This is a genomic window from Sphingomonas sp. Leaf30 (genome assembly GCF_001422525.1).
Classification (GTDB): domain Bacteria; phylum Pseudomonadota; class Alphaproteobacteria; order Sphingomonadales; family Sphingomonadaceae; genus Sphingomonas; species Sphingomonas aerolata.
Map to the genome: position 1 here is coordinate 47,899 of NZ_LMKZ01000018.1, position 22,944 is coordinate 70,842.

The 22,944-nt window shown below is 68.0% G+C and carries 20 protein-coding genes; 10 read left to right on the top strand and 10 right to left on the bottom strand.

The features are described 5' to 3' along the window. The 3 genes from ASE89_RS13980 to ASE89_RS13990 all read right to left on the bottom strand — a co-directional run. A partial coding sequence (locus ASE89_RS13980; protein WP_082451554.1) for an RluA family pseudouridine synthase occupies positions 1-1,250 on the bottom strand: 1,250 nt, incomplete at its 3' end. Continuing rightward, complete coding sequence (gene crcB / locus ASE89_RS13985; RefSeq protein WP_031441014.1) at positions 1,247-1,621, bottom strand: fluoride efflux transporter CrcB; 375 nt, start codon at positions 1,619-1,621, stop codon at positions 1,247-1,249. The genes ASE89_RS13980 and crcB, both read right to left, overlap by 4 nt. A gap of 87 nt (positions 1,622-1,708) precedes the next feature. Then, positions 1,709-2,461: a hypothetical protein gene (locus ASE89_RS13990; RefSeq protein ID WP_056678946.1), complete on the bottom strand. Its 753-nt coding sequence runs from the start codon at positions 2,459-2,461 to the stop codon at positions 1,709-1,711. Between the two features lie 108 nt (positions 2,462-2,569). Between ASE89_RS13990 and ASE89_RS13995 the strand changes: the two genes are divergently transcribed. Then, entirely contained in the window at positions 2,570-2,791 is a 222-nt protein-coding gene (locus ASE89_RS13995) for a hypothetical protein (protein WP_031395999.1), read from the top strand. A 17-nt stretch (positions 2,792-2,808) separates the two neighbouring features. Here ASE89_RS13995 and ASE89_RS14000 read toward each other — a convergent pair whose 3' ends face one another. From ASE89_RS14000 to ASE89_RS14010, 3 genes are all read right to left on the bottom strand, one after another. Further along, positions 2,809-3,255 carry a hypothetical protein gene (locus ASE89_RS14000; RefSeq protein WP_056678950.1) on the bottom strand — a complete coding sequence of 149 codons (447 nt, stop codon included), beginning with the start codon at positions 3,253-3,255 and terminating at the stop codon, positions 2,809-2,811. A gap of 13 nt (positions 3,256-3,268) precedes the next feature. After that, entirely contained in the window at positions 3,269-3,694 is a 426-nt protein-coding gene (locus ASE89_RS14005) for an OsmC family protein (protein ID WP_031395930.1), read from the bottom strand. A gap of 88 nt (positions 3,695-3,782) precedes the next feature. Beyond that, positions 3,783-4,091 carry a glycine zipper 2TM domain-containing protein gene (locus ASE89_RS14010; RefSeq protein WP_037532560.1) on the bottom strand — a complete coding sequence of 103 codons (309 nt, stop codon included), beginning with the start codon at positions 4,089-4,091 and terminating at the stop codon, positions 3,783-3,785. Between the two features lie 351 nt (positions 4,092-4,442). Between ASE89_RS14010 and ASE89_RS14015 the strand changes: the two genes are divergently transcribed. Continuing rightward, positions 4,443-5,084, top strand: a complete 642-nt coding sequence (locus ASE89_RS14015) for a trimeric intracellular cation channel family protein (RefSeq protein ID WP_056408854.1) — start codon at positions 4,443-4,445, stop codon at positions 5,082-5,084. 7 nt (positions 5,085-5,091) lie between these two features. Here ASE89_RS14015 and ASE89_RS14020 read toward each other — a convergent pair whose 3' ends face one another. Both ASE89_RS14020 and sppA read right to left on the bottom strand, forming a co-directional pair. Beyond that, positions 5,092-5,685: a GNAT family N-acetyltransferase gene (locus tag ASE89_RS14020; RefSeq protein ID WP_042466732.1), complete on the bottom strand. Its 594-nt coding sequence runs from the start codon at positions 5,683-5,685 to the stop codon at positions 5,092-5,094. Continuing rightward, a complete protein-coding gene (sppA, locus tag ASE89_RS14025) occupies positions 5,685-7,559 on the bottom strand; it encodes a signal peptide peptidase SppA (protein WP_056678954.1) in 1,875 nt (624 codons plus the stop codon). The genes ASE89_RS14020 and sppA overlap by 1 nt, the downstream gene beginning before the upstream one ends. A 563-nt stretch (positions 7,560-8,122) precedes the next feature. Here sppA and ASE89_RS14035 point away from each other — a divergent pair. From ASE89_RS14035 to groL, 3 genes are all read left to right on the top strand, one after another. Further along, positions 8,123-9,529, top strand: coding sequence for an MATE family efflux transporter (locus ASE89_RS14035; RefSeq protein WP_320466410.1), 1,407 nt, complete (start codon positions 8,123-8,125; stop codon positions 9,527-9,529). A 126-nt stretch (positions 9,530-9,655) separates the two neighbouring features. After that, positions 9,656-9,943: a co-chaperone GroES gene (gene groES, locus ASE89_RS14040; RefSeq protein ID WP_031394281.1), complete on the top strand. Its 288-nt coding sequence runs from the start codon at positions 9,656-9,658 to the stop codon at positions 9,941-9,943. 103 nt (positions 9,944-10,046) lie between these two features. Then, positions 10,047-11,693 carry a chaperonin GroEL gene (groL, locus tag ASE89_RS14045; RefSeq protein ID WP_031394280.1) on the top strand — a complete coding sequence of 549 codons (1,647 nt, stop codon included), beginning with the start codon at positions 10,047-10,049 and terminating at the stop codon, positions 11,691-11,693. Between the two features lie 198 nt (positions 11,694-11,891). Here the strand turns inward: groL and ASE89_RS14050 are convergent, their stop codons facing one another. Continuing rightward, on the bottom strand, positions 11,892-12,968 hold the full coding sequence (locus ASE89_RS14050) for a mannose-1-phosphate guanylyltransferase/mannose-6-phosphate isomerase (protein WP_082451558.1): 1,077 nt from the start codon (positions 12,966-12,968) through the stop codon (positions 11,892-11,894). Between the two features lie 161 nt (positions 12,969-13,129). On the opposite strand from ASE89_RS14050, the gene ASE89_RS14055 reads away from it, so the two are divergent. From ASE89_RS14055 to ASE89_RS14075, 5 genes are read left to right on the top strand one after another with little or no spacing between them, the layout of a single operon-like run. Beyond that, positions 13,130-14,518 carry a TIGR03013 family XrtA/PEP-CTERM system glycosyltransferase gene (locus ASE89_RS14055; RefSeq protein ID WP_056678958.1) on the top strand — a complete coding sequence of 463 codons (1,389 nt, stop codon included), beginning with the start codon at positions 13,130-13,132 and terminating at the stop codon, positions 14,516-14,518. A gap of 7 nt (positions 14,519-14,525) precedes the next feature. Next, positions 14,526-16,586 (top strand): XrtA/PEP-CTERM system histidine kinase PrsK, encoded by a 2,061-nt coding sequence (prsK, locus tag ASE89_RS14060; protein ID WP_056678961.1) that lies wholly within the window; start codon positions 14,526-14,528, stop codon positions 16,584-16,586. Next, positions 16,583-17,962 (top strand): PEP-CTERM-box response regulator transcription factor, encoded by a 1,380-nt coding sequence (prsR, locus tag ASE89_RS14065; RefSeq protein ID WP_056678963.1) that lies wholly within the window; start codon positions 16,583-16,585, stop codon positions 17,960-17,962. The genes prsK and prsR overlap by 4 nt, the downstream gene beginning before the upstream one ends. Then, positions 17,955-19,970 carry a tetratricopeptide repeat protein gene (locus tag ASE89_RS14070; RefSeq protein WP_056678966.1) on the top strand — a complete coding sequence of 672 codons (2,016 nt, stop codon included), beginning with the start codon at positions 17,955-17,957 and terminating at the stop codon, positions 19,968-19,970. Before prsR ends, ASE89_RS14070 begins: the two co-directional genes overlap by 8 nt. Positions 19,971-20,008: 38 nt before the next feature. Further along, the gene (locus ASE89_RS14075; RefSeq protein ID WP_056678969.1) at positions 20,009-20,815 is read left to right on the top strand and encodes an ATP-binding protein; all 807 of its coding nucleotides are present in this window, start codon (positions 20,009-20,011) and stop codon (positions 20,813-20,815) included. 291 nt (positions 20,816-21,106) lie between these two features. Here the strand turns inward: ASE89_RS14075 and ASE89_RS14080 are convergent, their stop codons facing one another. Beyond that, a complete protein-coding gene (locus tag ASE89_RS14080; protein ID WP_056678972.1) occupies positions 21,107-22,882 on the bottom strand; it encodes an ABC-F family ATP-binding cassette domain-containing protein in 1,776 nt (591 codons plus the stop codon). Between the last annotated feature and the right edge of the window lie 62 nt (positions 22,883-22,944).

The window sequence follows — 22,944 nt, forward strand, 5'->3', positions numbered from 1 at the left end:
CGACCGCGGCCACCAGGCTTTGCACCCTCGACCCGCGGCCCACTCCGCGGCGCGCCGAACTTCGACCCCGCGCCCGTCCGCGAACCGCCCGTCTTCGGCCCCGCAGGCTTGCCCCCCGCCGTCTTCTCCTCGACCACACCGCGCCCGCGACGTTCGCCGCGGCGCTCCTTGCGGACCGACTTGGCATGCGCCCTGGCGCGCGACTTGATCTCCTCGCGCGACGGCGCGGTCTTCTCGTCGAGCACCAGCGCATCGCCGAGCGACTCCTCGAAGCCCAGCTGCTTCAGGCTTTCCGCGAAATGCGTCGGCAGTTCGGCGGTCACGTCGATCGACCCGCCATCCGGATGGTCCACCTTGATGCGGCGCGCATGCAGATGCATCTTGCGCGAGATCCCGCCGGTCAGGAACGCCGCCGCGCCGCCATATTTGCCGTCGCCGACGATCGGGTGGCCGATCGCCGCCATGTGGACGCGCAGCTGGTGCGTGCGGCCGGTAAAGGGCTGCAGCTCGACCCAGGCGGCGCGGTTGCCCGCGCGCTCGATCACGCGGTACCGGGTCCGCGCGGGCGCGCCCTCGGCCTCGTCGACATGCATCTTCTCGCCGCCGGTGCCGGGCTGCTTGCCGATCGGCAGCTCGATCATGCCGTCCTCGATCGACGGCACGTCAACCACCAGCGCCCAATAGACTTTTCGCGCGGTCCGCCCCGAAAACGCCTTGGCGAAGAACGCCGCCGCGCGGCTCGTCCGCGCCACCAGCAGCGCGCCCGACGTATCCTTGTCGAGCCGGTGGACCAGCTTGGGCCGGCCCTCATTGTCATACTGGAGCGCATCGAGCAGCCCGTCGACATGCTGCGTCGTCTTGGTGCCGCCCTGCGTCGCCAGACCCGGCGGCTTGTTCAGCACGAACGCCTGGAAATCCTTGTGGATGACCATCGCCTGCGCGGCTTCGGTCTCCTCGTCCGACAGGATCACCCGCTCGCGCACGCGCCGCGGCGCGTCGACGTCGGCGGTGGCCTTGTCCGCCTCGGGCGGTGGCACGCGCAGCATCTGGCCCGCCGCGATCCGGTCGCCCGGCGTCGCACGCGCGCCGTCGACGCGCAGCTGGCCGGTCCGCGCCCACATCGCCACCGTCGTGAAGCTCGTCTCGGGCAGATGCCGCTTGAACCACCGGTCCAGCCGGATGCCGTCATCGTCGAACCCGACGTTGAACTCGCGGAAATTCGTATCGCTATCGTGTTTGCCCGCAGTCATGCGACGGCCCTTACTGCGGAGAGACCCGCGAACAACGCGGCGATCGAACCGATCACCGACACCAGAACATAGCCGAGCGCGAGGCCCGGCGCGCCACGCTCGATCATCGTGACGACGTCGAGCGAGAAGGAGGAAAAGGTCGTGAACCCGCCGAGCACGCCGACGCCGAGCAGCAGCCGCCAGCCTTCGGGCGCCGAATGGCGCGCAAGCACGCCGACCAGCACGCCCATCAGCAGCCCGCCGACGAGATTGACCGCCAGCGTGCCGAACGGATAGCCGGCACCAAGCAGCGCAGTCATCGCGCGCCCGGTCAGATAGCGCGCTCCGGATCCGACCGCGCCACCGACCATGACATAGAGAAGGGGAGACATGCCCGCGCCCTAGCGCGAATCGCGGAAAACGGAAAGCCGCGCTTGACGGGCATGCGCGGCGCTCGCCCTTGGGCGCGGTCGCGGTGGTCAGCGCCCGGCGTTGGAGACCAGATCGACGTCGCTGCCGCCGCCCATGCGCGGCGTGACATACACACTATAGGCATCGCCACCGCGCAGCCCGCCGAGCACGTGCCGGCGGCCATCGCTGCGGTGGTCGGCCGAATAGCCCGTGTCGGCGGTGCGCGTATAATAGAAGTCGAGCAGCCGCTGCGGCGTCGCCCGACTCGAAAAATGCACGACGCGCAGCCGGCACCCGGCCTGGTCGAATCCCGCCGCCTCCGACAGCTGTGCATCGGGATAGAGCGGCAGGTCGGCGGGCAGGCGATTCGCCCACAGCGCCGAATAGCCGATCGTCCGCGCGCACGTCGCCGCGTTGGGAAACGTCTGTCGCTCGGCCAGCGCGCCCAGCGTCAGCGCCGCGTCGGCAGTGCGGCAGGCGGAACAGTCACCGGCAGCGGCGGGCGCGCGCTTCAGCGTACGCGGATCGACCGTATCGGCGCGGCGGCCTGCCTCCTCGCTCGGCATCGCCCCGCCCATCGGCTCGGGTGGCGGGCGGATCGCGTCGTCGTTCGACGACTGGGTCAGCGTCGGGTCGACCATGATCTGACCCGCGAGCGCGGCGTTCAGCGCCGGGTCGCCCGCATTGCCGTTGCCAGGGTCCGCCTCGAGGCGCGTCGGATCCTGCTGATCATCGACCGCGGGCTCGCCGCATGCGATCAGCGCGAGCGGCAGGGCAAGCGCGAGGGCGGGCAGGCGGATGGTGCGGGTGGAACGGGTCATCACCCGCCATCAATGCCGGAGCGTGGGTGAAGAAAGCGTTGTCGCGGTGTGCGCGGCCGGCCGGCCCGCGATCTTGCCTGCGACCTGCCGAGACGCCATGTTTGGGTCATGCTCAACCTCGTCTCGATCCTCATCGGCCTCGTCACCCTCGCGCTGGGTCTCGTTGCCTTCTTCCCGCTGCTCGGCTGGATGAACTGGCTGGTCATCCCGATCGGCATCGTCGGTGCTGCGGTCGGGGCACTGTCGTCGAGCAATGCCGGGCGTAATCTCAACATCGTGCTGATCATCATCTTCACGCTGCGGCTGATGCTCGGCGGCGGCATCATCTGATCGCAGGAGTCCTGGGGTCAGCGGCAGCGAATCCGGCCGCGATCGACCGACCCGCCGGGCAGCGCACCGCCGCGCGTATCGACCAGCGTGCCGATCAGCCGTGACTCACCGCGCGCGATGACGTTGCCAAGTACACCGCCGGCCAGCCCGCCGGTGATCAGCCCGGTCGTCCCGTCCTCGCGGCGGCAATAATAGCGACGGTCGGCGCCGCGATACAGCCGATCCGCCCGGCTCAGCCGGCGCACCGCATAATAGCGGCCGTCGCGAAAATACCGGTCCGCGAAATAGCCGCGCTGCCCCGGTTCGGGGCGATCATGATCATAGGCGCGGTATCGCTGCCAGTCGCCGGCGTCGCGTCGTGCGCCGCCGGCGATCGTCTGTGCACCGGCCGCGGCGGCACCAGCGACCCCCGCCTCTAACCCCGCACCGAGCAGGACGAGGGCGACGGTCGCGGCGATCCGCATGCCGGCGCGTCGATCAGGCAAGCGTGTGGTCGAGCGTGATGTCGGCGTTCAAGACCTTCGACACCGGGCAGTTCGCCTTGGCATCCGCCGCGATCGTCGCGAACTCGTCGGCCGAGATGCCCTCGACCTTCGCGTTCAGCGTCAGCGCCGACTTGGTGATCTTGAACCCGTCGCCATCCTTGTCGAGCGTCACCTTCGCGCTCGTCTCGAGCGTACCCGCCTCATAGCCCTTGGCCGCGAGCGCAAAGCTCAGCGCCATGGTGAAGCAGCTCGCATGCGCGGCGGCGATCAGTTCTTCGGGGTTGGTGCCGGGCTCGTTCTCGAACCGCGTGTTGAAGCCGTAAGGCGAGTCGGACAGGACGCCCGACTGCGTCGAGACATGGCCCTTGCCGCTCTTGCCAAGGCCTTCATAGCTGGCCGAACCGCTGCGTGTCGTCATTTTCGGATCCTTCGAAACATGAAAAAGGGCGCCGCGGTTTCCCGCGACGCCCCCCTTCAACGCATCAGTCCGCAATGCGGTGCGTGGTTTAGCGGCAACGACGATTATTGTTGCTCGTGCCCTTGTCGATCGCGCGACCGGCCAGGCCACCCAGGACCGCGCCGCCGAGCGTGCCGACCGTGCGGTCGCCGCGCGTGTCGACCGTGCGGCCGAGGAGCGCGCCGCCGACGCCGCCGATGATCGTGCCGGTCGTGCCATTGCTCTTCTTGCAATAGGTCCGGCCGTCGCGACCGCGCCATTCGCGCTTGCCGCGCTGCGCATCCGCAGCCGAGATCGGCACCGCGAGCGTCGGCAGGACGAGGGCGGTCGCGCTGAGTGCCATGATCAACTTACGCATAAAATCTACTCCCGTTTGTAATGATCTGTGTCCGTAACGGCCGGCGTTTACCCCCGGTTGCATGAACCCAAAACAACGTCGCGTTCATCTTCGCTCCGGGCATCCTGGGTCGTGCAGGGCACGCAATCTGTCCCCGTTATCCACAGCAAGTTATCCACAGGCTGTGCACAAAAGGATAAGAACCGGCAAAATTGTGCCTCGCACACGGGCTGTCCGGGCACTTTTCCCCGTTATCCACAAAGAATTATCCCCGCCTGTGGATAAGTTCGTCCTCAGCCGGGAAATCGCGCAAAATCCGGTCGCGGGTGAGGCCTCGCTTGTGTCGCGCGCCACAGCGGCTAGGCCGTGGGGATGCTGCCCGCCACGATCCTGTCGCCCGACGTCCTTCCCGCCGCCGCGCGCTGGCTCGATCTCGCCGGGCTCGCGGTGTTCGCCGCCTCGGGCGCGCTCGCTGCGGCCAAGCGCGGGCAGACCGTCGTCACCGCGATCTTCTTCGGGCTGATCACCGGGGTCGGCGGGGGCACGGTGCGCGACCTGCTGATCGACGCACCGGTCTTCTGGGTGCACGACGCGCGCGCCGCCAGCATGTGCCTGATCGTCGCGCTGGTGATCTGGATCACGCCCGAACGCTGGTGGCGCGACGAGGCGCTGGGCTGGTTCGATGCGATCGGGCTCGCCGCCTATGCGGTGTTCGGCGCGGCGAAGGCGCTGGGTTACGGCGTGCCGCCCGTGCCCGCGGTGCTGATGGGGGTGATGAGCGCCTGCTTCGGCGGGATCATCCGCGACGTGCTCGCGGGCGAACCCTCGATCCTGATGCGTCCCGAACTCTATGTCACCGCAGCGGCGCTCGCCGCGGCGAGCTATGTCGGGTTGGTGCTGCTGGGCGTGCCGATCGGCTGGTCCGCGGTCGTCGCGGCGAGCGCGGGGTTCAGCCTGCGCGCCGCCGCGATCCGCTTCCACCTCGCGCTGCCCGCCTACCGCGCACGCCGCTAGTCCGCATTCAGCCCCGCACGACACCGACTTCGGCAAAGCGGCGCGGCTCGACCGGTGGCACCGCCGCGTCGTTCAGCGCGCATTGCCAGTGGCCGACATCGATCCACTGGCCGTTCTTGTACCCGACCGCGCGGTAGACGCCGGCGCGGCGGAACCCGACCGATTCGTGCAGCCGGATCGATCCGTCATTGGGCAGCGCGATCACCCCGATCGCCTGGGTGAAGCCTTGCGCGCGCAGCGTGTCGATCAGCGCCTCGTACAACAGCCGCCCCGCGCCCTGGCGCTGCGCCGCATCCGCGACATAGACCGTGGTCTCGACGACGAAGCGATAGGCGGCGCGCTCGCGGAACCGTCCGGCATAGCCGAACGCGATCACCCCGCCCGCATCCCCCACCGTCGCGACCAGCCAGGGATAGAGCCCGTCCGACGCCGCCATCCGCGTCCGCATCTGCCGCGCGTCGGGTGCGTCCGTCTCGAACGAGACCGTCCCCACCAGCACGTGCGGCGCATAGATCGCGGCGATCGCGGCGGCGTCCTCGGGTCGCGCCGCCCGGATCGTGATGGCCCCGGCCGTCCCGATCGCGGGCGACGCGCCCGGCATTACAGGCCGATCCGCGCGAGCAGCAGGTCGAGCAGCCGCGCATCGCCGCCGTCGCCGGCACTCGGGCCGATGCCGCCGCATTCGAGGCAGCGTGCCTGGATCGAACCCGACGTCGCCAGCCGCTTCATGTCGCCGACCGCACGCGCGACCATCTGGCGGCGGTCGAGCGCGATCCGGCCGAACGCGTCGCTGCCGGTCGTGGTGTCGTCGTCGCCCGTGTCGAAACCGGCGGCAAGCTGGGCGAGGACACCCGGCGGCTTTTCGAGATATTCCGCGTGGATCTTGGCGGGATCGAGCTTGGCGCGGCGGGCGGCCTCGGCGATCGCGTCCTTCAGCGTGCCGAACCGGTCGACCAGCCCGATCTGGCGCGCGGTGCCGCCGTCCCAGACGCGGCCCTGGCCGATCGCGTCGACCCGCGCCGGGCTCAGCTTGCGCGACGCGGCGACGCGCGCGATGAACTGGCGATAGCCATTCTCGATCCCCGCCTGGATCAGCGTGTCGAACATCGGCGTCGTGCCGGCGGTGACATCGGGCTGCCCCGACAGCGGCGTCGTCTTCACGCCGTCGGTGGTGACGCCGATCTTGGCGAGCGCGGTCTCGAACGTCGGGATGATCCCGAAGATGCCGATCGACCCGGTGATCGTGCCGGGCTCGGCGAAGATCACGTCGGCGGGCGTCGACACCCAGTATCCGCCCGATGCGGCGAGCCCGCCCATCGACACGACCACCGGCAGGCCCTTCTTCTTGGCCTCGAGGATCGCGAGCCGGATCCGTTCGGACGCGAGCACCGACCCGCCCGGCGAATCGACGCGCACGACCAGCGCCTTGAGGTTCTTCTTGGCGAGCCCGTCGAGCATCGCCTTCTCGATCGTCTTGCCCGCCGCGGTGCCGGGGCCGCCTTCGCCGTCGACGATGTCGCCCGCCACCGTCAGCACGCCGATCGCGTCGCCGCCGGTCGGCAGGGGATTGGCCTTGACCCAGGAATCATAGGTGATGGTGTTGAAACTGCCCGCAGGCTTGCTCGTGTCGGCGCCGGCGATCGCGGCGACGCGCTTGCCGAACGCGGTCCGGTCGCCGAGCTTGTCGACGATCCCTGCGCGCAGGTTCGCGGTCGCGATGTCGCCATTGGCGGCGAGCACCAGGGCGTCGGGACGCGCGAGGAACTGCGCGATCTGCGCCTTGGGGCGGGCCTTGGCGACCGCTTCGCGCCACTGGTCGAACAGCGTGCCGTACAGCGCCTGGCTCGCCGCGCGCGCATCGTCGCTCTGGTCGGTGCGCGTATAGGGCTCGACGAACGACTTGTAGCGGCCGACGCGGTAGACATGCGTCGTGATCCCCAGCTTGTCGATCAGCCCCTTGTAATAAAGCTGGTTGCCGCCCGGCCCCATGAACAGCGTGCCGCCGAGCGGATTGACCCAGACCTCGCTCGCATTGGCGGCCAGCCGGTAGCTGCCGTCGGTATAGGCGGTGGCATAGGCGAGCACGGGCTTCTTGGCGGCGCGGACGCGCGCGATCGCGTCGCCGATCTCGCCCAGCGCGGCGGGATAGGCCCCGGTAAAGCCGTCGAGCTCGAGCACCAGCGCCTTCACCCGGCCATCGGTCCGTGCGGTATCGATCGCGCGCACCACGTCGCGCAGGCGGAACTGCTTCGGCGTATTCTGTCCCGACAGCGCGGCAAAGGCGGCGGGTTCGGCGGGCTGCTCGACGATCGAGCCGTTCAGGTCGAGCACCAGTGCCCCGTCCTTGATCGCCTTGGTCCCCGGCCGCGCGTTGAGCGCCGCGAAGACCAGACCGAAGAACAGCAGCATCGCGATCAGGACGAGTGCGTCCTTGATCCCGACCAACAGCTTCCATGCGCCGCGTACCAGCTTCACCTGCGTCTCCTCATACCGGCACGGCCGGTTGGTGCGATGCCGGCAACGCCGGTTCGCCGTCGACGATAGCCGCGTGTGTCATGCGGGAGCAATACGCTTATCCGTATCGCACGGCGGTCGCCCGCCGGTGCCGCCCCGCGCGCGCCGGCAAGCGCAATCCGTCATCCTGACGCAAGTCAGGACCCAGAGCCAAGCCGGACAGCGCCCCGTAACCCTGGATCCTGACCTGCGTCAGGATGACGAGTGGAAAGGGCAGGGCCGCCAACCCCGCCCGCCGCAACGCTCTCCAAGCAAACCGCCGCCCCGATCACACCACACCGCCCCCAATTCCGTCATCCTGACGAAAGTCAGGATCCAGAGCCAAACAGGACAGCGCTTCGTAACCCTGGGTCCTGACGTTCGTCAGGATGACGAGGGCGGGGGTGGAAACGCTCAACCCCAATCCGTCCGAGGACGGCTACGGCACTGGCCAGCCAGTCCCGCCCGACCCACCCCAACCCCCCGCACACCCCCCGCACAGATCCCAGGTGTCCCACGCCGCAAATCCCGCTAGGGGCGGCCGGGTGATCGAACCCGTTCCCATCGCCACCGGCCCGGCGCCCGCCGATGCCCGCGCCGAGTTTCGCGCGCTGCTGCGGCTCGCCACGCCGCTGGTCGGGGCGAACCTGATCCAGATGGCGGTGTCCGCGGTCGACGTGATCTTCGTCGCGCGGCTCGGCACGGTCGATCTTGCCGCCGCGACGCTCGGCGTGTTCGTCTTCAACCTGCTGATGTTCGCGCTGATCGGGCTGACCAGCGCGGCGGCGCCGCTGATCGCTGCCGAACTCGGCCGCCGCGCGCATGCGGTGCGCGAGGTCCGGCGCAGCGTGCGGATGGCGCTGTGGCTCGGCATCCTCGGCTCGCTGCCCGTCATCCTGATCCTCACGCAGGGCGAAACGCTGATGCGGCTCGCCGGCCAGGACCCGGAGGTCGCGCGCCGCGCCGGCCGGTTCATGACGATCATCGCCTTTGCGCTGCTGCCCGGCGTGCTCGCGGGCGTCATGCGCACCGCGGCGGCGGCGCTCGGCCGGCCGGGCTGGGCGTTTCTCGTCACCGGCCTGTCGCTGCTCGTCGGGATCGCGGGCAACTGGCTGCTGGTGTTCGGCAATCTCGGCTTCCCCGCGCTCGGGCTGGAGGGCTCGGCGCTCGCCAGCGTCGCCAGCCTCGGCGTGATGATGATCGCCTATGGCGTGATCCTGACGACCGACCGGCGGCTGCGGCGCTTCCACCTGTTCGGCCGCTGGTGGCGGACCGAATGGTCACGCTTTCACGAGATCGTCCGGCTCGGCACGCCGATCATGCTGACCTGGATCTTCGAGGGCGCGCTGTTCGGCGGCGCGGCGCTGCTGATGGGGCTGATCGGCGTCGCGGAGGTCGCGGCGCATGCGATCGCGCTCAACATCGCCGCGGTCGCGTTTCAGGTGCCGTTCGGCGTCGCGCAGGCGGCGACGATCCGCGTCGGCATGGCGTACGGCGCGCAGGACCGGGTCTGGATCACCCGCGCGGGCAATGTCGCGCTGGTCGTCGGGATTGGCTTCATGGCGGCCAGCGCGCTGCTGATCTGGGCGGTGCCGCGGCTGATGATCGGCGTCTATGTCGATCCCGACCTGCCGCAGAACGCGGTCGTCGTCGCGCTCGCGCTGCGGTTCCTCGGCGTGGCCGCGGTGTTCCAGCTCGTCGACGGCGCACAGGCGGTCGCGGCGGGCGTGCTGCGCGGGTTGCAGGATACCCGGACGCCGATGCTGATCGCGCTGTTCGGCTATTGGGTGATCGGTTTCGGCACCGCGATCCTGCTCGGCTTCCGCACGCCGCTTGCGGGCGAGGGGGTGTGGTGGGGGCTGTTCGCAGGGCTCGCGGTCGTGTCGGTGCTGCTGCTGTGGCGCTGGTCGCGGCGTGATCGGCTGGGGCTCGTCCTGACCCGCGGAATGTAACGATTGACGCGATTTTCGTTTGGACGCCCGTTGACGATGCCGGGGACGCGGCACATATGACGGCTGTTGGCACTCGGTATCGTCGAGTGCCAGAAATCTGTCACAAACCTAAAGGACATGGATCCCATGAACTTTCGTCCGTTGCACGACCGCGTGCTGGTGAAGCGCCTCGAAGCCGAAGAGAAGACGGCTGGCGGCATCATCATCCCCGACACCGCCAAGGAAAAGCCGCAGGAAGGCGAAGTCGTCGCCATCGGCACCGGGACCCGCGCCGAGAACGGCACGATCACCCCACTCGACGTCAAGGCTGGCGACAAGATCCTGTTCGGCAAGTGGTCGGGCACCGAGGTCAAGGTCGATGGCGAAGATCTGCTGATCATGAAGGAATCGGACATTCTGGGCATCGTCGGCTGACGCCGACGTGGCCTGGATCGCTCTTTAGGGCTGGTCCGGACCGCGCTCAAAAATACCGTTTTCGTCTCAACATTCACAACATTCGTTTGAAAGGGTAGCTGACATGGCTTCCAAGGACGTAAAATTCGGTCGTGACGCGCGCGAGCGCATCCTCCGCGGCGTCGACATCCTCGCCGACGCGGTCAAAGTGACCCTGGGGCCCAAGGGCCGCAACGTCGTCATCGACAAGAGCTTCGGCGCACCGCGCATCACCAAGGACGGCGTCACCGTCGCCAAGGAGATCGAGCTCAAGGACAAGTTCGAGAACATGGGCGCGCAGATGCTGCGCGAAGTGGCCTCGAAGACCAACGACATCGCCGGCGACGGCACGACCACCGCGACGGTCCTGGCGCAGGCCATCGTCCGCGAGGGCATGAAGTCGGTCGCAGCGGGCATGAACCCGATGGATCTGAAGCGCGGCATCGATCTCGCCGTCGTCAAGGTCGTCGAGGACGTCAAGGCGCGTTCGAAGCCGGTTTCCGGTTCGAAGGAAGTGGCGCAGGTCGGCATCATCTCGGCCAATGGCGACCGTGAAGTCGGCGAGAAGATCGCCGAAGCCATGGAGAAGGTCGGCAAGGAAGGCGTGATCACCGTCGAGGAGGCCAAGGGTCTCGAATTCGAGCTCGACGTCGTCGAAGGCATGCAGTTCGACCGCGGCTATCTCTCGCCCTACTTCATCACCAACCCCGAGAAGATGACCGTCGAGCTTCAGGATCCCTACATCCTGATCCACGAGAAGAAGCTGTCGAACCTGCAGGCGATGCTCCCGATCCTGGAAGCCGTCGTCCAGTCGGGTCGTCCGCTCCTGATCATCGCCGAGGACATCGAGGGTGAGGCACTTGCCACGCTCGTCGTCAACAAGCTGCGCGGCGGCCTGAAGGTCGCAGCGGTCAAGGCACCGGGCTTCGGCGATCGTCGCAAGGCGATGCTCGAGGACATCGCGATCCTGACCAAGGGCGAGATGATCTCGGAAGACCTCGGCATCAAGCTCGAGACCGTCACGCTCGGCATGCTCGGCACCGCCAAGCGCGTCACGATCGACAAGGACAACACCGTCATCGTCGACGGTGCCGGCGATCACGAGACGATCAAGGGCCGTACCGAAGCGATCCGTCGCCAGATCGAGAACACCACCAGCGATTATGACAAGGAGAAGCTCCAGGAGCGTCTTGCCAAGCTCGCCGGCGGCGTTGCCGTGATCAAGGTCGGCGGTTCGTCGGAAGTCGAAGTCAAGGAGCGCAAGGACCGCGTCGATGACGCGCTGCACGCAACCCGCGCAGCCGTCGAAGAGGGCATCGTTCCCGGTGGTGGTACGGCTTTGCTGTACGCGACCAAGGTCCTCGACGGCCTGACCGGCGCGAATGAAGACCAGACGCGCGGTATCGACATCGTCCGCAAGTCGCTGACCGCTCTGGTTCGCCAGATCGCGCAGAATGCGGGTCATGACGGTGCGGTGGTTTCGGGCAAGCTGCTCGACGGCAACGACTCGAACATCGGCTTCAACGCCGCGACCGACACCTACGAGAACCTGGTGGAAGCCGGCGTGATCGATCCGACCAAGGTCGTCCGCACCGCGCTGCAGAACGCGGCATCGGTCGCAGGCCTGCTGATCACGACCGAAGCGGCCGTGAGCGAAATGGCCGAAGACAAGCCCGCCATGCCCATGGGCGGCGGCGGCGGCATGGGCGGCATGGGCGGCATGGACTTCTGATCTTGGACCGGGGCAGGGCAACCTGCCCCGGACACAGGATCAGAACGGCCGGCGGGCTGGGCGGCGAAAGCCTCCAGTCCCGTCCGACGAAAAGGGCCGGCTTTGCCGGTCCTCCGTTCCGACCAAGACGACCCAAAGCAAAAGGGCCGGGGAGCGATCCCCGGCCCTTTGTCCGTTCTCACTACTGCCGAAAAAGCCTCAGCGGTTCTTCATCGCCGCGATGAGCTTCTTCACTTCCTGGCTGCGACCCCGCGGCATGATCAGCACGTCGTTGCCGCTCGCCACCACGATCAGGTCCTCGACCCCGACCAGCGCGACCTTGACGCCGTCGCTGCGCACCAGGCAGTTCTTCGTGTCGATCGCCAGCACGCTGCCATCGCCATCGCCGCGATGCGCGTTGCCGTCCGCGTCGCGCGCGCTGATCGCATGCAACGCGTCCCAGCTGCCGACGTCGTTCCACCCCATCGCCACCGGCACCACCGCGACGCGGTCGGCCTTTTCCATCACCGCATAGTCGATCGAATCATCGGGCGACGCGGCAAAGGCCTCGGCGTCGGGATAGACCCGCGTGCCTTCGCGACGGGCGAGCTTCATCGCATCGGTCGTCGCGACCAGGATGCCGGGATCATGCTGCGCAAGGGCAGCGAGATAGGCATCGGCGCGGAACAGGAAGATGCCGCCGTTCCAGGCATGGTCGCCCGAAGCCAGCATCGCCTCCGCCTTGTCGAGCGGCGGCTTCTCGACGAAGCGCGCGACGCGGTGGACACCCGCGGCCAGCTCTTCGCCGACCTGGATCCAGCCATAGCCGGTTTGAGGCGCGTCGGGGGCGATGCCGAACGTCACCAGCCAGCCCTGCGCGACCATCGGCAACGCCGCGGCGATCGCGGCGTGGAAGGCAGGCAGGTCGGCGATGACGTGATCGGACGGCATGACGAGCAGCGCGTCGCCGCTGCCGGCACCGGTCTCGCCCGCGGCGATCGCCGCGAGTGCGATCGCGGGCGCGGTGTTGCGGCCCATCGGCTCGAGGATGAGCGCCTGTGCCTCGGCGCCTGCGTCTGCCAGCTGCGCTTCGACCAGATCGGCATGCGCGGCGTTGGCGACGACGATCGGCGCGGCGAAGCGTTCGCCCTGCGCGCGGCCTGCCGTCAGCTGCAACATGGTTTGGTCCGCGGTCAGCGCGAGCATCTGCTTGGGCATTTCGGGACGCGACATCGGCCACAGCCGGGTGCCGGAACCGCCGGACAGAATCACGGGTATAATCGTTCGAACTGTCATGCGACCTCCACTCGGGAGACCGTATAACGACCAATCCGGGACTTCCAATCGCAAACCACCCCGCCAGCGCGCGGTCTTCAGCCTTTGTTTGCGAATTGGTGCAAAGAGACAGCTAGGTGTCGGGTGCGTTTACAGTCACCCTGTCGGGATCCCGCCGAACGATGATCAGGCTCTTCAAACACTACGTCCCCTATGCGGTGCTGCTGCTCGGCATCGTCGACGCCGTGCTGCTGGTCGTGGCGGGGGAGATCGGCTGGGTGGTCCGCGCGCATCAGATCGGCATGGCGGTCGAGCCGATCCACACGCGCGTGCTCCAGCTCGCGACCTTCGCCGCGGCGTTGCAAATCGCGCTGGTCGCGGTCGGCGCCTATGGCGTCGCCTCCTTCCTGTCGCTGCGGTTCGCCGCCGCGCGGCTCGCGGTCGCCTTCTCGCTCGGCGTGATCTTCCAGTCGCTGATCTTCTTCCTGGTCCCCGCGCTCACCTTCTGGCGGTCGAACCTGCTCTATGCGACGCTGATCGCCGCAATCCTGCTGGTGACGGTCCGCGCGGTGCTCGGCCGCGCTCTGGGCGGCGACACGTTCAAACGACGGATCGTCGTCCTCGGCGCAGGCCATCGTGCCGCACGCATCCTCGCGCTCTCGCAGCAGCCCGGGATCAACTTCGTCGCAGCGGGCTTCGTCGCGATGGGCGAGGCGGAGGCGGTGGTCGGCGGCGCGATCCCCCGCGCCGACATTCCGAACCTGGCGGCGCATATCGTCGACCTGAACGCAGGCGAAGTCGTCCTCGCGCTCGAGGAGCGGCGCAACGCGCTGCCGCTCAAGGATCTGCTCCGTGTCCGCACGACCGGCGTTCAGGTCATCGAGATTTCGACCTTTCTCGAACGCGAGACCGGGCGGATCGATCTCAACAGCGTGAACCCGTCCTGGCTGATCTTTTCCGACGGTTTCGCCAGCGGCCGGATGCTGTCGAGCGTGTTCAAGCGCGCGTTCGACATCGTCGCCAGCCTGATCCTGCTCGCGGCCACGCTGCCGGTCATCCTGGTCACCGCGCTTGCGATCAAGCTCGAGTCGCGTGGCCCCGCCTTCTATCGCCAGCGGCGCGTCGGCCTCTACAATCAGGGGTTCGACATCCTGAAGCTCCGCTCGATGCGACAGGATGCCGAGATTGCCGGCAAGGCGGTCTGGGCGGCTGAGGACGATCCCCGCATCACGCGGATCGGTCGTTTCATCCGCAAGGTCCGCATCGACGAACTGCCGCAGACCTGGACCGTGCTCCGCGGCGAGATGAGCTTTGTCGGCCCGCGCCCCGAACGGCCGCAATTCGTCGACGAACTTGAGACCCAGCTGCCCTATTATGCCGAGCGTCACATGGTGAAGCCGGGCATCACGGGCTGGGCGCAGATCAACTATCCCTACGGTGCATCGATCGAGGATGCGCGGCACAAGCTCGAATATGATCTCTATTACGCCAAGAATTATTCGCCCTTCCTCGACATGCTGATCATTTTGCAGACGCTCCGGGTTGTCCTGTGGCCGACCGGCGCGCGCTGAACTTCGCATGATCGCGCTGCTGATCCTGTGGACGCACGCGCTGGCCGCGCTGCTGTTCGGCGCGCTCGTGTTCAGGCAGGCGCAGCGGCCGGCCGGCGGCTGGTCGAATGCGGCCTTTGTCGGTCCGCTTATCCTGACGACGCTCTGGGCGCTGGCCGTGTCGGGCATAGACTTTCGCGATGTCAGCACCCGGATCGCCGAGAGTGCACGTACCATCGCCTGGCTCGGCTTCATGTTCGCGCTCGTACGCTGGGAACGCACCGGCAATCGTGCGCTGGGTGCGGTCTATGGCACCGTCGTGGCGATCGCGGTGATCGGCGCGCTGCTCGCGGTCGTTGAACTGGTGCCGATGGACGCCGATGCGCAGGCACAGACCGAGTCGGCGCGGCTGGTGTTCGGGATGATGGTGGCGATCAGCGCGCTGGTGCTGGTCCATCATCTGCATCAGGCAGCACGGGCCTTGCCCGACGCGGCGTGGCACGGCGGGCGGTTGGTCGTGGTCGCGGTCACGATCATGTGGAGCGTCGATCTGCTGCTGGCTGTCAGCGCCTATGTCGCGCCGCGCTGGACGCCCGTGATCGTTGCCGCACGCGGTGTCGCGATGATCGGCATGGCGCTGCTCCTGCTGGTCACGGTCACCCGTCGCGGCGACTGGACGTTCGCGGTGTCGCGGCGCGTCGCCACCCGGTCGCTCGGCGCGATCGCGGTGATCAGCTATGTCGGGATCACCGCCGTCGCGACTAGCGTCGCCGATGCCTATGGCGGCGAACATGCGCGGCTGATCCAGACCGCGATCATCTGCGGTGCGACCGCCGCACTGTTCGGGCTGCTGGCGACGTCATGGCTGCGCGCATGGGCGAAGGTGAAGATCGCCAAGCACCTCTTTCGCCATCGCTATGACTATCGCGCAGAGTGGCAGCGTTTCACCGAGACGCTGGGCGCACCGGGCGACGGCGCCGCGCCGCTCGACGGGCGCATCGTGAAGGCGGTGGCGGACCTGACCGACAGCCCGGGCGGTCTCTTGCTCGTCCCCGACGGCCTCGGCATGAGCAGCGCCGCCGCCTGGAAATGGGAGATGGCAACGGCGCCGGCATCGATGTCGGATCGGGCGCTGGCCGAACGTCTTCGTCTCAGCCCGCGGATCATCGAACTCGACCCCGTACGACGCGGCACGGCGCCGGCGGAGGAAATCGCGAGCGTGCCGCACTGGCTCAGCGCGTGCCCCGCGGCCTGGGCGATCGTCCCTCTGGTGCATGGCGGTGCGCTGGTCGGCGCGATCATCCTCGCCCGTCCGCCGGTCGATCGCGCGCTGGACTGGGAGGATTTCGACCTGTTGCGGGTCGCGGGCCGGCAGGCGGCGAGCTACCTCGCCGAAGACCGTGCGCATGCAGCGCTCGCGGACGCGCAGCGGTTCGACGAATTCAACCGCCGCTTCGCGTTCATCCTGCACGATATCAAGAACCTCGTCAGCCAGTTGACGCTGGTCGCGCGCAACGCAGAGCGTCACGCCGACAATCCGGCGTTCCGCGTCGACATGGTCGCCACTCTTCAGGACTCAGCCGATCGCATGAACGCGCTGCTCGGCCGGCTTTCACAAACGCACGCAGCCCCCGGCGAGCCGTTCCAGCCGGTCGATGTCGCAGCGCTGGTCAACCGCGTCGTCGGCGCGCGTCGCGCACAGCATCCGATCGCGGCACAGGCAACCGGACAGGTGCTCGCCCGGGCGCAGCTGGCACGGCTCGAACAGGTGCTGGGCCATCTGATCCAGAACGGGATCGAAGCGAGCGACCGCGACGCTCCGATCGTCGTCGCGGTTGCGGCGAACGGCGCGACCATCGCGATCGACGTGATCGACCAGGGGTGCGGGATGAGCCCGGGCTTCGTCCGCCATCAGCTGTTCCGGCCGTTCGCCTCGTCAAAGCCGCTGGGGTTCGGGATCGGCGCGTTCGAGGCACTGCAACTGGTCGAGGCGATGGGCGGGTCGCTCGATGTCTTTAGCCGGGAAGGTGAGGGGACGCGGTTCCGCATATCGTTGCCGGCGGCCGATGCGATGGAGGCGGCGGCATGAGCGCATTGGCATCCCCTGTGGAGGCGCGCCCGGTGCTTCTGATCGTCGAGGACGATCTCGGGCTGCGGCGACAGCTGCGCTGGGCGTTTGAGGGCTATGAGATCGTCGTCGCCAGCGACCGCGCCACCGCGATCGAAGCGGTTCGTGCGCACGAACCCGCCGTCGTCACGCTCGATCTCGGCCTGCCGCCCGATCCCGACGGCGTCACCGAAGGCTTTGCGACACTGCGCGAAATCCTCGCGCTGAAACCTGATACCAAGGTGATCATCGCCTCCGGGCACGGCGCCCGCGAAAGCGCGCTGCTCGCGATCGCGGAGGGGGCGTGGGATTTCTATGCCAAACCGATCGATATCGACGTGCTCGGGATGATCGTCGCGCGTGCATTCCATGTCCATGGCCTCGAGGCGGAGAACCGGCGGCTTGCGGCGCGGGTAGCAGCGAGCGGGACGGGATTTGGCGGCGTGATCGCTGCCTCGCCCGAAATGGCGCTGGTGACGCGGACGCTCGAACGGGTCGCACCCGCCAATGTGGCGGTGATGCTGCTGGGCGCGAGCGGCACGGGCAAGGAAGTGCTCGCGCGCGGTATCCACGATGCGTCGCCGCGCGCGCGGGGCAGGTTCGTCGCGATCAACTGCGCGGCGATTCCCGAGACGTTGCTCGAAAGCGAGCTGTTCGGTCATGAAAAGGGGGCGTTCACCGGCGCGATCAAGACCACCGAGGGCAAGATCGAACAGGCGGCGGGTGGCACGCTGTTCCTCGACGAGATCGGCGACGTGCCGCTGACGCTGCAGGTCAAGCTGTTGCGGTTCCTGCAGGAACGGGTGATCGAGCGGGTCGGCGGCCGCAAGGCGATCCCGGTCGACACGCGGATCGTCTGCGCGACGCATCAGGATGTCGACGCGATGGTCGCGGCGGGCCGGTTCCGCGAGGATCTCTATTATCGGCTGGCGGAAATCGTCGTGCGGATCCCCTCATTAGCGGAGCGCAGCGGCGACGCGGCGCTGCTCGCGCGGCATTTTCTGGCGAAGTACGCCAGGACGATGAATGCCGGCGTGACCGGCCTCGCCCCCGATGCGCGCGCGGCGATCGATGGCTGGAGCTGGCCGGGCAATGTCCGCGAGCTCGAAAACCGGATCAAGCGCGCGGTGATCATGGCCGACGGCAAGCTGATTACCGCTGCGGATCTCGACCTTGGCGGTACCGCCGACACGGCCGATGGGCTGAACCTGCGGGCGGCGCGGGAGGTGGCGGATCGCAAGGCCATCCGTCGCGCGCTGAGCCGTGCCGGGGGCAATATCTCGAGCGCGTCCCGGCTGCTCGGGATCAGCCGGCCGACGCTCTACGATCTGCTGAAAAGCTATGATCTCCATGCGTGACCCGCAATATCCGCTGTTGCGCCGCAGACGCGCACCCCGGCGACGGCGTGTGTTCACGCGGAGCCATGCCCGTCTGCTGGCGATCGCGCTGCTCGTGGTGGCGGTCGCGGGGACGGCGACGCTGCTGACGCTGCGGCGCGATCCCCCCGATGCGCGACGCTTGCTCCGCGACGCGCGGATCACGTTGCAGTCGGGCAATTACAGCGCGGCCCGGTCCAATGCACAGGCGGCGATCGCGGCGGCACCGTCGAACGGGCCTGCGCATGTCGTCCTTGCGCGCGCGCTGCTCGAACTAGGCGACGGACTCGCGGCCGAGGCCGAACTGACCCGCGCGCGCGATGCCGGCATCGCGATCGCCACGCTCTACCCGTTCCAGGCGCAGGCGCGGCTGCTCCAGAATGACCCGGTCGGTGCGATCGAGGCGGCTGACCGCGCCGCACCGCGCCAGGCCGCCTATGCCCGCCGCATCCGCGCCGCCGCCCTGGCGTTGCTGGGCAATGGCGCCGCAGCCCGCGCCGATCTTGGTCGGCTGGTAGCAGAGCAGCCGCGCGACGGGCGCAACTGGACCGCGCTCGGTCGCGTGGCGCTGGCTATCGGCGATGTCGGTACCGCCGCGGATGCTGCGACGCGTGCGGTCGCGCTGTTGCCGGATGAGCCCGCGGCGCTGACGTTGCAGGGCGAGATTGTCCGCCGGCGGTACGGCCTGGTCGCAGCACTCCCCTGGTTCGAGCGCGCGCTTGCACGCGATGCTTATTATCATCCGGCGCTGATCGAATATGCCGCCACGCTCGGCGATGCCGGGCGATATCGCGCCATGCTGGCGGCGACGCGACGCGCGCAGCGGGCGCGATCCGGCAGCCCGCAGGCGCTATATCTCCAGGCGGTGCTCGCGGCGCGCGCGGGCCGGACCGAACTCGCGCGCGGGCTGCTCCAGAAGACCGGTGGGGCGATCGATAGCCTGCCCGGTGCGATCCTGCTTAGCGGTGCGCTCGACTATGCCGAGGGGCGGTTCGAACAGGCCGGTGCGATGTGGCGCGGTCTCGCGCGGCAACAGCCGCTCAACGTCAGCGTGCGCCGGCTGCTGGGGGCCGCATTGCTGCGGTCGGGTGATCCGCGCGGCGCGCAGGAGGTGCTGAGGCCGATCGTCACCCGTGCGGACGCCGACAGCTATGCGCTCGTGCTTTTCGCGCGTGCGGCAGCCGCTACCGCAACGACGGATCGGGAGCGCGATGCTGTGGCGCAGGATCTCGATCGCGCCAACCGCGGTGCCACCGGGATGGCGACGGCCTTCGCGATCGACGATCAGGTCGGCACGCTCGACGCGGCGATCCTGCAGTCCCCGGGCGATCCGGGCGCGCTGCTGGCGGCGATCCGTGGCCGGATCCAGGCGCGCGCGCCGGGTGATGCGCTTGCCCGCGCGCGCAGCCTTGCGCGGGCAAGCCCCGGCGCGCCCGCCGCCCAGTTGGCGCTGGGCGACACCTTTGCGGTGACGGGGCGTTACGCGGACGCTGTACCGCTTTATGCGCGTGCTGCGGATCTCAGCTTCGACGAACCGACGATGCTGCGCCTGGTCGACGCGCTGAGCCGGGTGTCGCGCCAACGCCAGGCGTCGACCGCGCTGGCCCTGTATCTTTCGCAAAATCCGCAGAGCCCGACCGGCCAGCGAATCCTTGGCTATTGGCACGTGATGGCGGGCAACTGGACTGCGGCGATCGAGACGCTCGAAGCGGTGCGCCGGCGGATCGGCAATCGTGACGCGGGGCTGCTAACAGATCTCGCGCGCGCCTATGCCGGGGCGGCGCCGCGTGACGGCGCAGATACGGCAGCGCTTCGCTATGCGCGCGCCGCCCATGCGCTTGCGCCGATGAATGCAGCGGCGACCGACGCCTATGGTATCGCGCTGGCGGGCGTCGGCAAGCTGGACGGTGCGCGGCAGGTGCTGACCAAGGCGGTGGCGCTGGCCCCCGGGGATCGCGCCATCGCCAGCCATCTCGCCCAGCTCCGTTAGACCTTGTCGCACGGCGGCGGTGCCGTCATGACCGCGCGATGACCGACCCGCTCGACAGGATCGCCGCCGCCCTCGAACGCCTCTCGCCGCCGCCGCCGCCAGTAGCGGACTGTCTGGCGTTTCCTGCCTATGTGTGGCGCAACCGGGCGCTTGTCCCGATCCGCGGTTTCGCCCCGCTGCCACTCGATCTGCTGATTGGCATAGATCGGCAGAAGCACCTGCTGCTGGAGATGGTCCGGCGTGTCGCCTGCGGCCATGCGGCGCATGACGTCCTGCTATGGGGTGCGCGCGGTACCGGTAAATCGGCGCTGGTGAAAAGCGTCGTCGCCGCGGTCCAGGCCGAACAGGGCAATGTCGCGCTGATCGAGATCGCCGACATGACCGCGCTGCCGGACCTGTTTGCGATGCTGGCACCCGTGGACCGCGCCTTCATCGTCTTCGTCGACGATCTCGGCATCGATACTCCGTCCGAGGCGCGCGTGCTGCGATCGGTGCTCGAAGGCGGTGCGGAGCCGCGTCCCGCCAATGTGCGTCTGGCCGTGACGGCGAACCGCCGGCATCTGGCGCCACGCGATATCGCCGAACAGGAAAGTGCCATCAATCCACGCGATTCGATCGACGACCAGCTCGCGCTGGCGGATCGGTTCGGACTCAGTCTGGGGTTTCATGCCGTCGATCAGGACGGTTATCTGGCAATCGTCGCGAGCTATGCCGCGCTGCACGATCTACAATATGTGCCTGATGAGGCCACATCCTGGGCGACACGGCGTGGAAGCCGGTCTGGACGCGTTGCGTGGCAGTATATCGTCGATCTGGCAGGGCGGTCCGGGCGCACGATTACCTGACGATCAAACGGGCCGGCTCCGAAGCGTCGACTCCAAATAACCGAGTTTGCTGTTCCAAGTTGTCGTCCTGTCTACGGCGACGATGCCAATCGCAATAGTTCCCGTTGCGACAAGGCCGGCAATCACGCCACCGTCGGTAGCCTCGTCTTGCCCGTCATTGCTCAACAGACGCATGCCTTCGGAACCAACCGGCTCGACGACGGCTTGGCGCGGCAAACGTTGCAACCGACGTGGACATCATGGCGTTAGCGAGCGCGCTACCAGTCAGGCTCCAAAGCGGTTTCGCTGTCGCTATCCGCCAATCTGTTCGGCCAGTTCCAGCCAGCGGAGTTCCGCGGCCTCCTTTTCCGCGCGCGCAGCCTCGATCGCGGCGGTCAGTCTGACGAAGGTCGCATTGTCGCGCATGTACAGGTTCGGCGCAGCAAGCTTTGCGGCATCGCTCGCGATCTGGGCGTCGAGTGCTTCGATCCGCTTGGGCAGGAGTTCGTAGTCGCGCTGATCCTTGTAGGTCAGTTTTGCGCGGGGCGCAGGGGCCGGCGGCGCGGTCGCGGCGACCTTCTTCGAGGCCCGCTTGCCGCTGGTCTGGCTCGCACGGCGCTTTTCCCAATCCTCATATCCGCCGGCGACGACATCGACGGTCCCGGACCCGTCGAGCCCGAGCGTGATCGTCACGGTCCGGTCGAGAAAGTCGCGATCATGGCTGACGATCAGGACGGTGCCGTCATAATCGCCGATTACCTCCTGCAACAGGTCGAGCGTTTCGAGGTCGAGATCGTTGGTCGGCTCGTCGAGCACGAGCAGGTTCGACGGCTTGGCGAATTCGCGCGCGAGCAGCAGCCGGGATCGCTCGCCACCCGATAGCGACCCGATCTTGGCGTCGACCATGTTCGGGTCGAACAGGAACTCCTTCAGATAACCGTGGATATGCTTGCGGACGCCGAGCACATCGATCCAGTCGCCGCCATCGGCAACGACTTCGCGGACCGTCTTCTCGGGCGCCATCAGGCTGCGCTGCTGATCGATGACGACCGCATCGAGCGTCTTGGCGAGCTTGATCGTCCCGCCATCGGGTTCGATCTCGCCGGTCAGCAACTTCAGCAGCGTCGACTTGCCCGCGCCGTTGCGGCCGACAATGCCGATCCGGTCGCCGCGCGTGACCCGCAACGTCAGGTCGCCGATGATCGTCCGGTCGCCATAAGCCTTGGTGACGTGCTTCGCGTCGATCACGACCTTCGACTTGGTGTCATCGCTGCTGGTGACGAGGTTGGCCGAACCCTGCGGCCCGATCATCGAGGCGCGTTCCGCGCGCATCTCGTGCAGCTTGGTCAAGCGTCCCTGGTTGCGCTTGCGGCGCCCGGTGACGCCGCGCAGCAGCCAATGTTCCTCCAGTTTCAGGCGCGCGTCGAGCTTTTCGGCCTGGCGCTGTTCCTCGGCATAGACCTGTTCGGTCCACGCCTCGAACCCGCCAAAACCAACCTCGGCGCGGCGGATCGCCCCGCGATCGAGCCACAGGGTCTGCTTGGTGAGGCGCGTCAGGAAGGTACGGTCATGGCTGATCACGACGAACGCGCCGCGGAAGCGCTTGAGCCAGTCCTCGATCCATTCGATTGCGCCGATGTCGAGATGGTTGGTCGGCTCGTCGAGCAGCAGCACGTCGGGGTCCTGCGCCAGCGCACGGACGATCGCGGCGCGGCGCCGCTCGCCACCCGAGGCGGATGCGGCTTCGCGCGACAGATCGATGCCGAGCTGATCGGCGATCGAGTCGGCTTCGTAGCTGACCGGTGCGTCGCCGCCGCCCATCACATAGTCGCGCAAGGTCGCGAAGCCGCGCAGGTCGGGCTCCTGCTCGAGGATGACGACCCGCGTGCCCGGGACGATCGTCCGGCGGCCCTCGTCGCCCTCGATGCTGCCGCCGAGCAGCTTGAGCAAGGTCGTCTTGCCCGCGCCGTTGCGGCCGATCAGCGCGAGGCGATCGCGCGGACCGATATGGATGTCGAGGTTGCGAAAAAGCCATCCAGAACCCTGGACAAGGCCGAGGCCTTCGAATGCGAGAATAGGTGCTGCCATGTCCGCGTCACCTAGGGTCGCCGGGTGATGCAGGCAAGTTACACTATGCTGTCGTCCTGCTG

Bases quoted from the DNA above. Each gene is read 5' to 3' on its own strand.
- crcB (WP_031441014.1), bottom strand. From the start codon at position 1,621: ATGTCTCCCCTTCTCTATGTCATGGTCGGTGGCGCGGTCGGATCCGGA.
- ASE89_RS13990 (WP_056678946.1), bottom strand. From the start codon at position 2,461: ATGACCCGTTCCACCCGCACCATCCGCCTGCCCGCCCTCGCGCTTGCC.
- ASE89_RS13995 (WP_031395999.1), top strand. From the start codon at position 2,570: ATGCTCAACCTCGTCTCGATCCTCATCGGCCTCGTCACCCTCGCGCTG.
- ASE89_RS14000 (WP_056678950.1), bottom strand. From the start codon at position 3,255: ATGCGGATCGCCGCGACCGTCGCCCTCGTCCTGCTCGGTGCGGGGTTA.
- ASE89_RS14005 (WP_031395930.1), bottom strand. From the start codon at position 3,694: ATGACGACACGCAGCGGTTCGGCCAGCTATGAAGGCCTTGGCAAGAGC.
- ASE89_RS14010 (WP_037532560.1), bottom strand. From the start codon at position 4,091: ATGCGTAAGTTGATCATGGCACTCAGCGCGACCGCCCTCGTCCTGCCG.
- ASE89_RS14015 (WP_056408854.1), top strand. From the start codon at position 4,443: ATGCTGCCCGCCACGATCCTGTCGCCCGACGTCCTTCCCGCCGCCGCG.
- ASE89_RS14020 (WP_042466732.1), bottom strand. From the start codon at position 5,685: ATGCCGGGCGCGTCGCCCGCGATCGGGACGGCCGGGGCCATCACGATC.
- groES (WP_031394281.1), top strand. From the start codon at position 9,656: ATGAACTTTCGTCCGTTGCACGACCGCGTGCTGGTGAAGCGCCTCGAA.
- groL (WP_031394280.1), top strand. From the start codon at position 10,047: ATGGCTTCCAAGGACGTAAAATTCGGTCGTGACGCGCGCGAGCGCATC.
- ASE89_RS14050 (WP_082451558.1), bottom strand. From the start codon at position 12,968: ATGACAGTTCGAACGATTATACCCGTGATTCTGTCCGGCGGTTCCGGC.
- ASE89_RS14055 (WP_056678958.1), top strand. From the start codon at position 13,130: ATGATCAGGCTCTTCAAACACTACGTCCCCTATGCGGTGCTGCTGCTC.
- prsK (WP_056678961.1), top strand. From the start codon at position 14,526: ATGATCGCGCTGCTGATCCTGTGGACGCACGCGCTGGCCGCGCTGCTG.
- prsR (WP_056678963.1), top strand. From the start codon at position 16,583: ATGAGCGCATTGGCATCCCCTGTGGAGGCGCGCCCGGTGCTTCTGATC.
- ASE89_RS14070 (WP_056678966.1), top strand. From the start codon at position 17,955: ATGCGTGACCCGCAATATCCGCTGTTGCGCCGCAGACGCGCACCCCGG.
- ASE89_RS14075 (WP_056678969.1), top strand. From the start codon at position 20,009: ATGACCGACCCGCTCGACAGGATCGCCGCCGCCCTCGAACGCCTCTCG.
- ASE89_RS14080 (WP_056678972.1), bottom strand. From the start codon at position 22,882: ATGGCAGCACCTATTCTCGCATTCGAAGGCCTCGGCCTTGTCCAGGGT.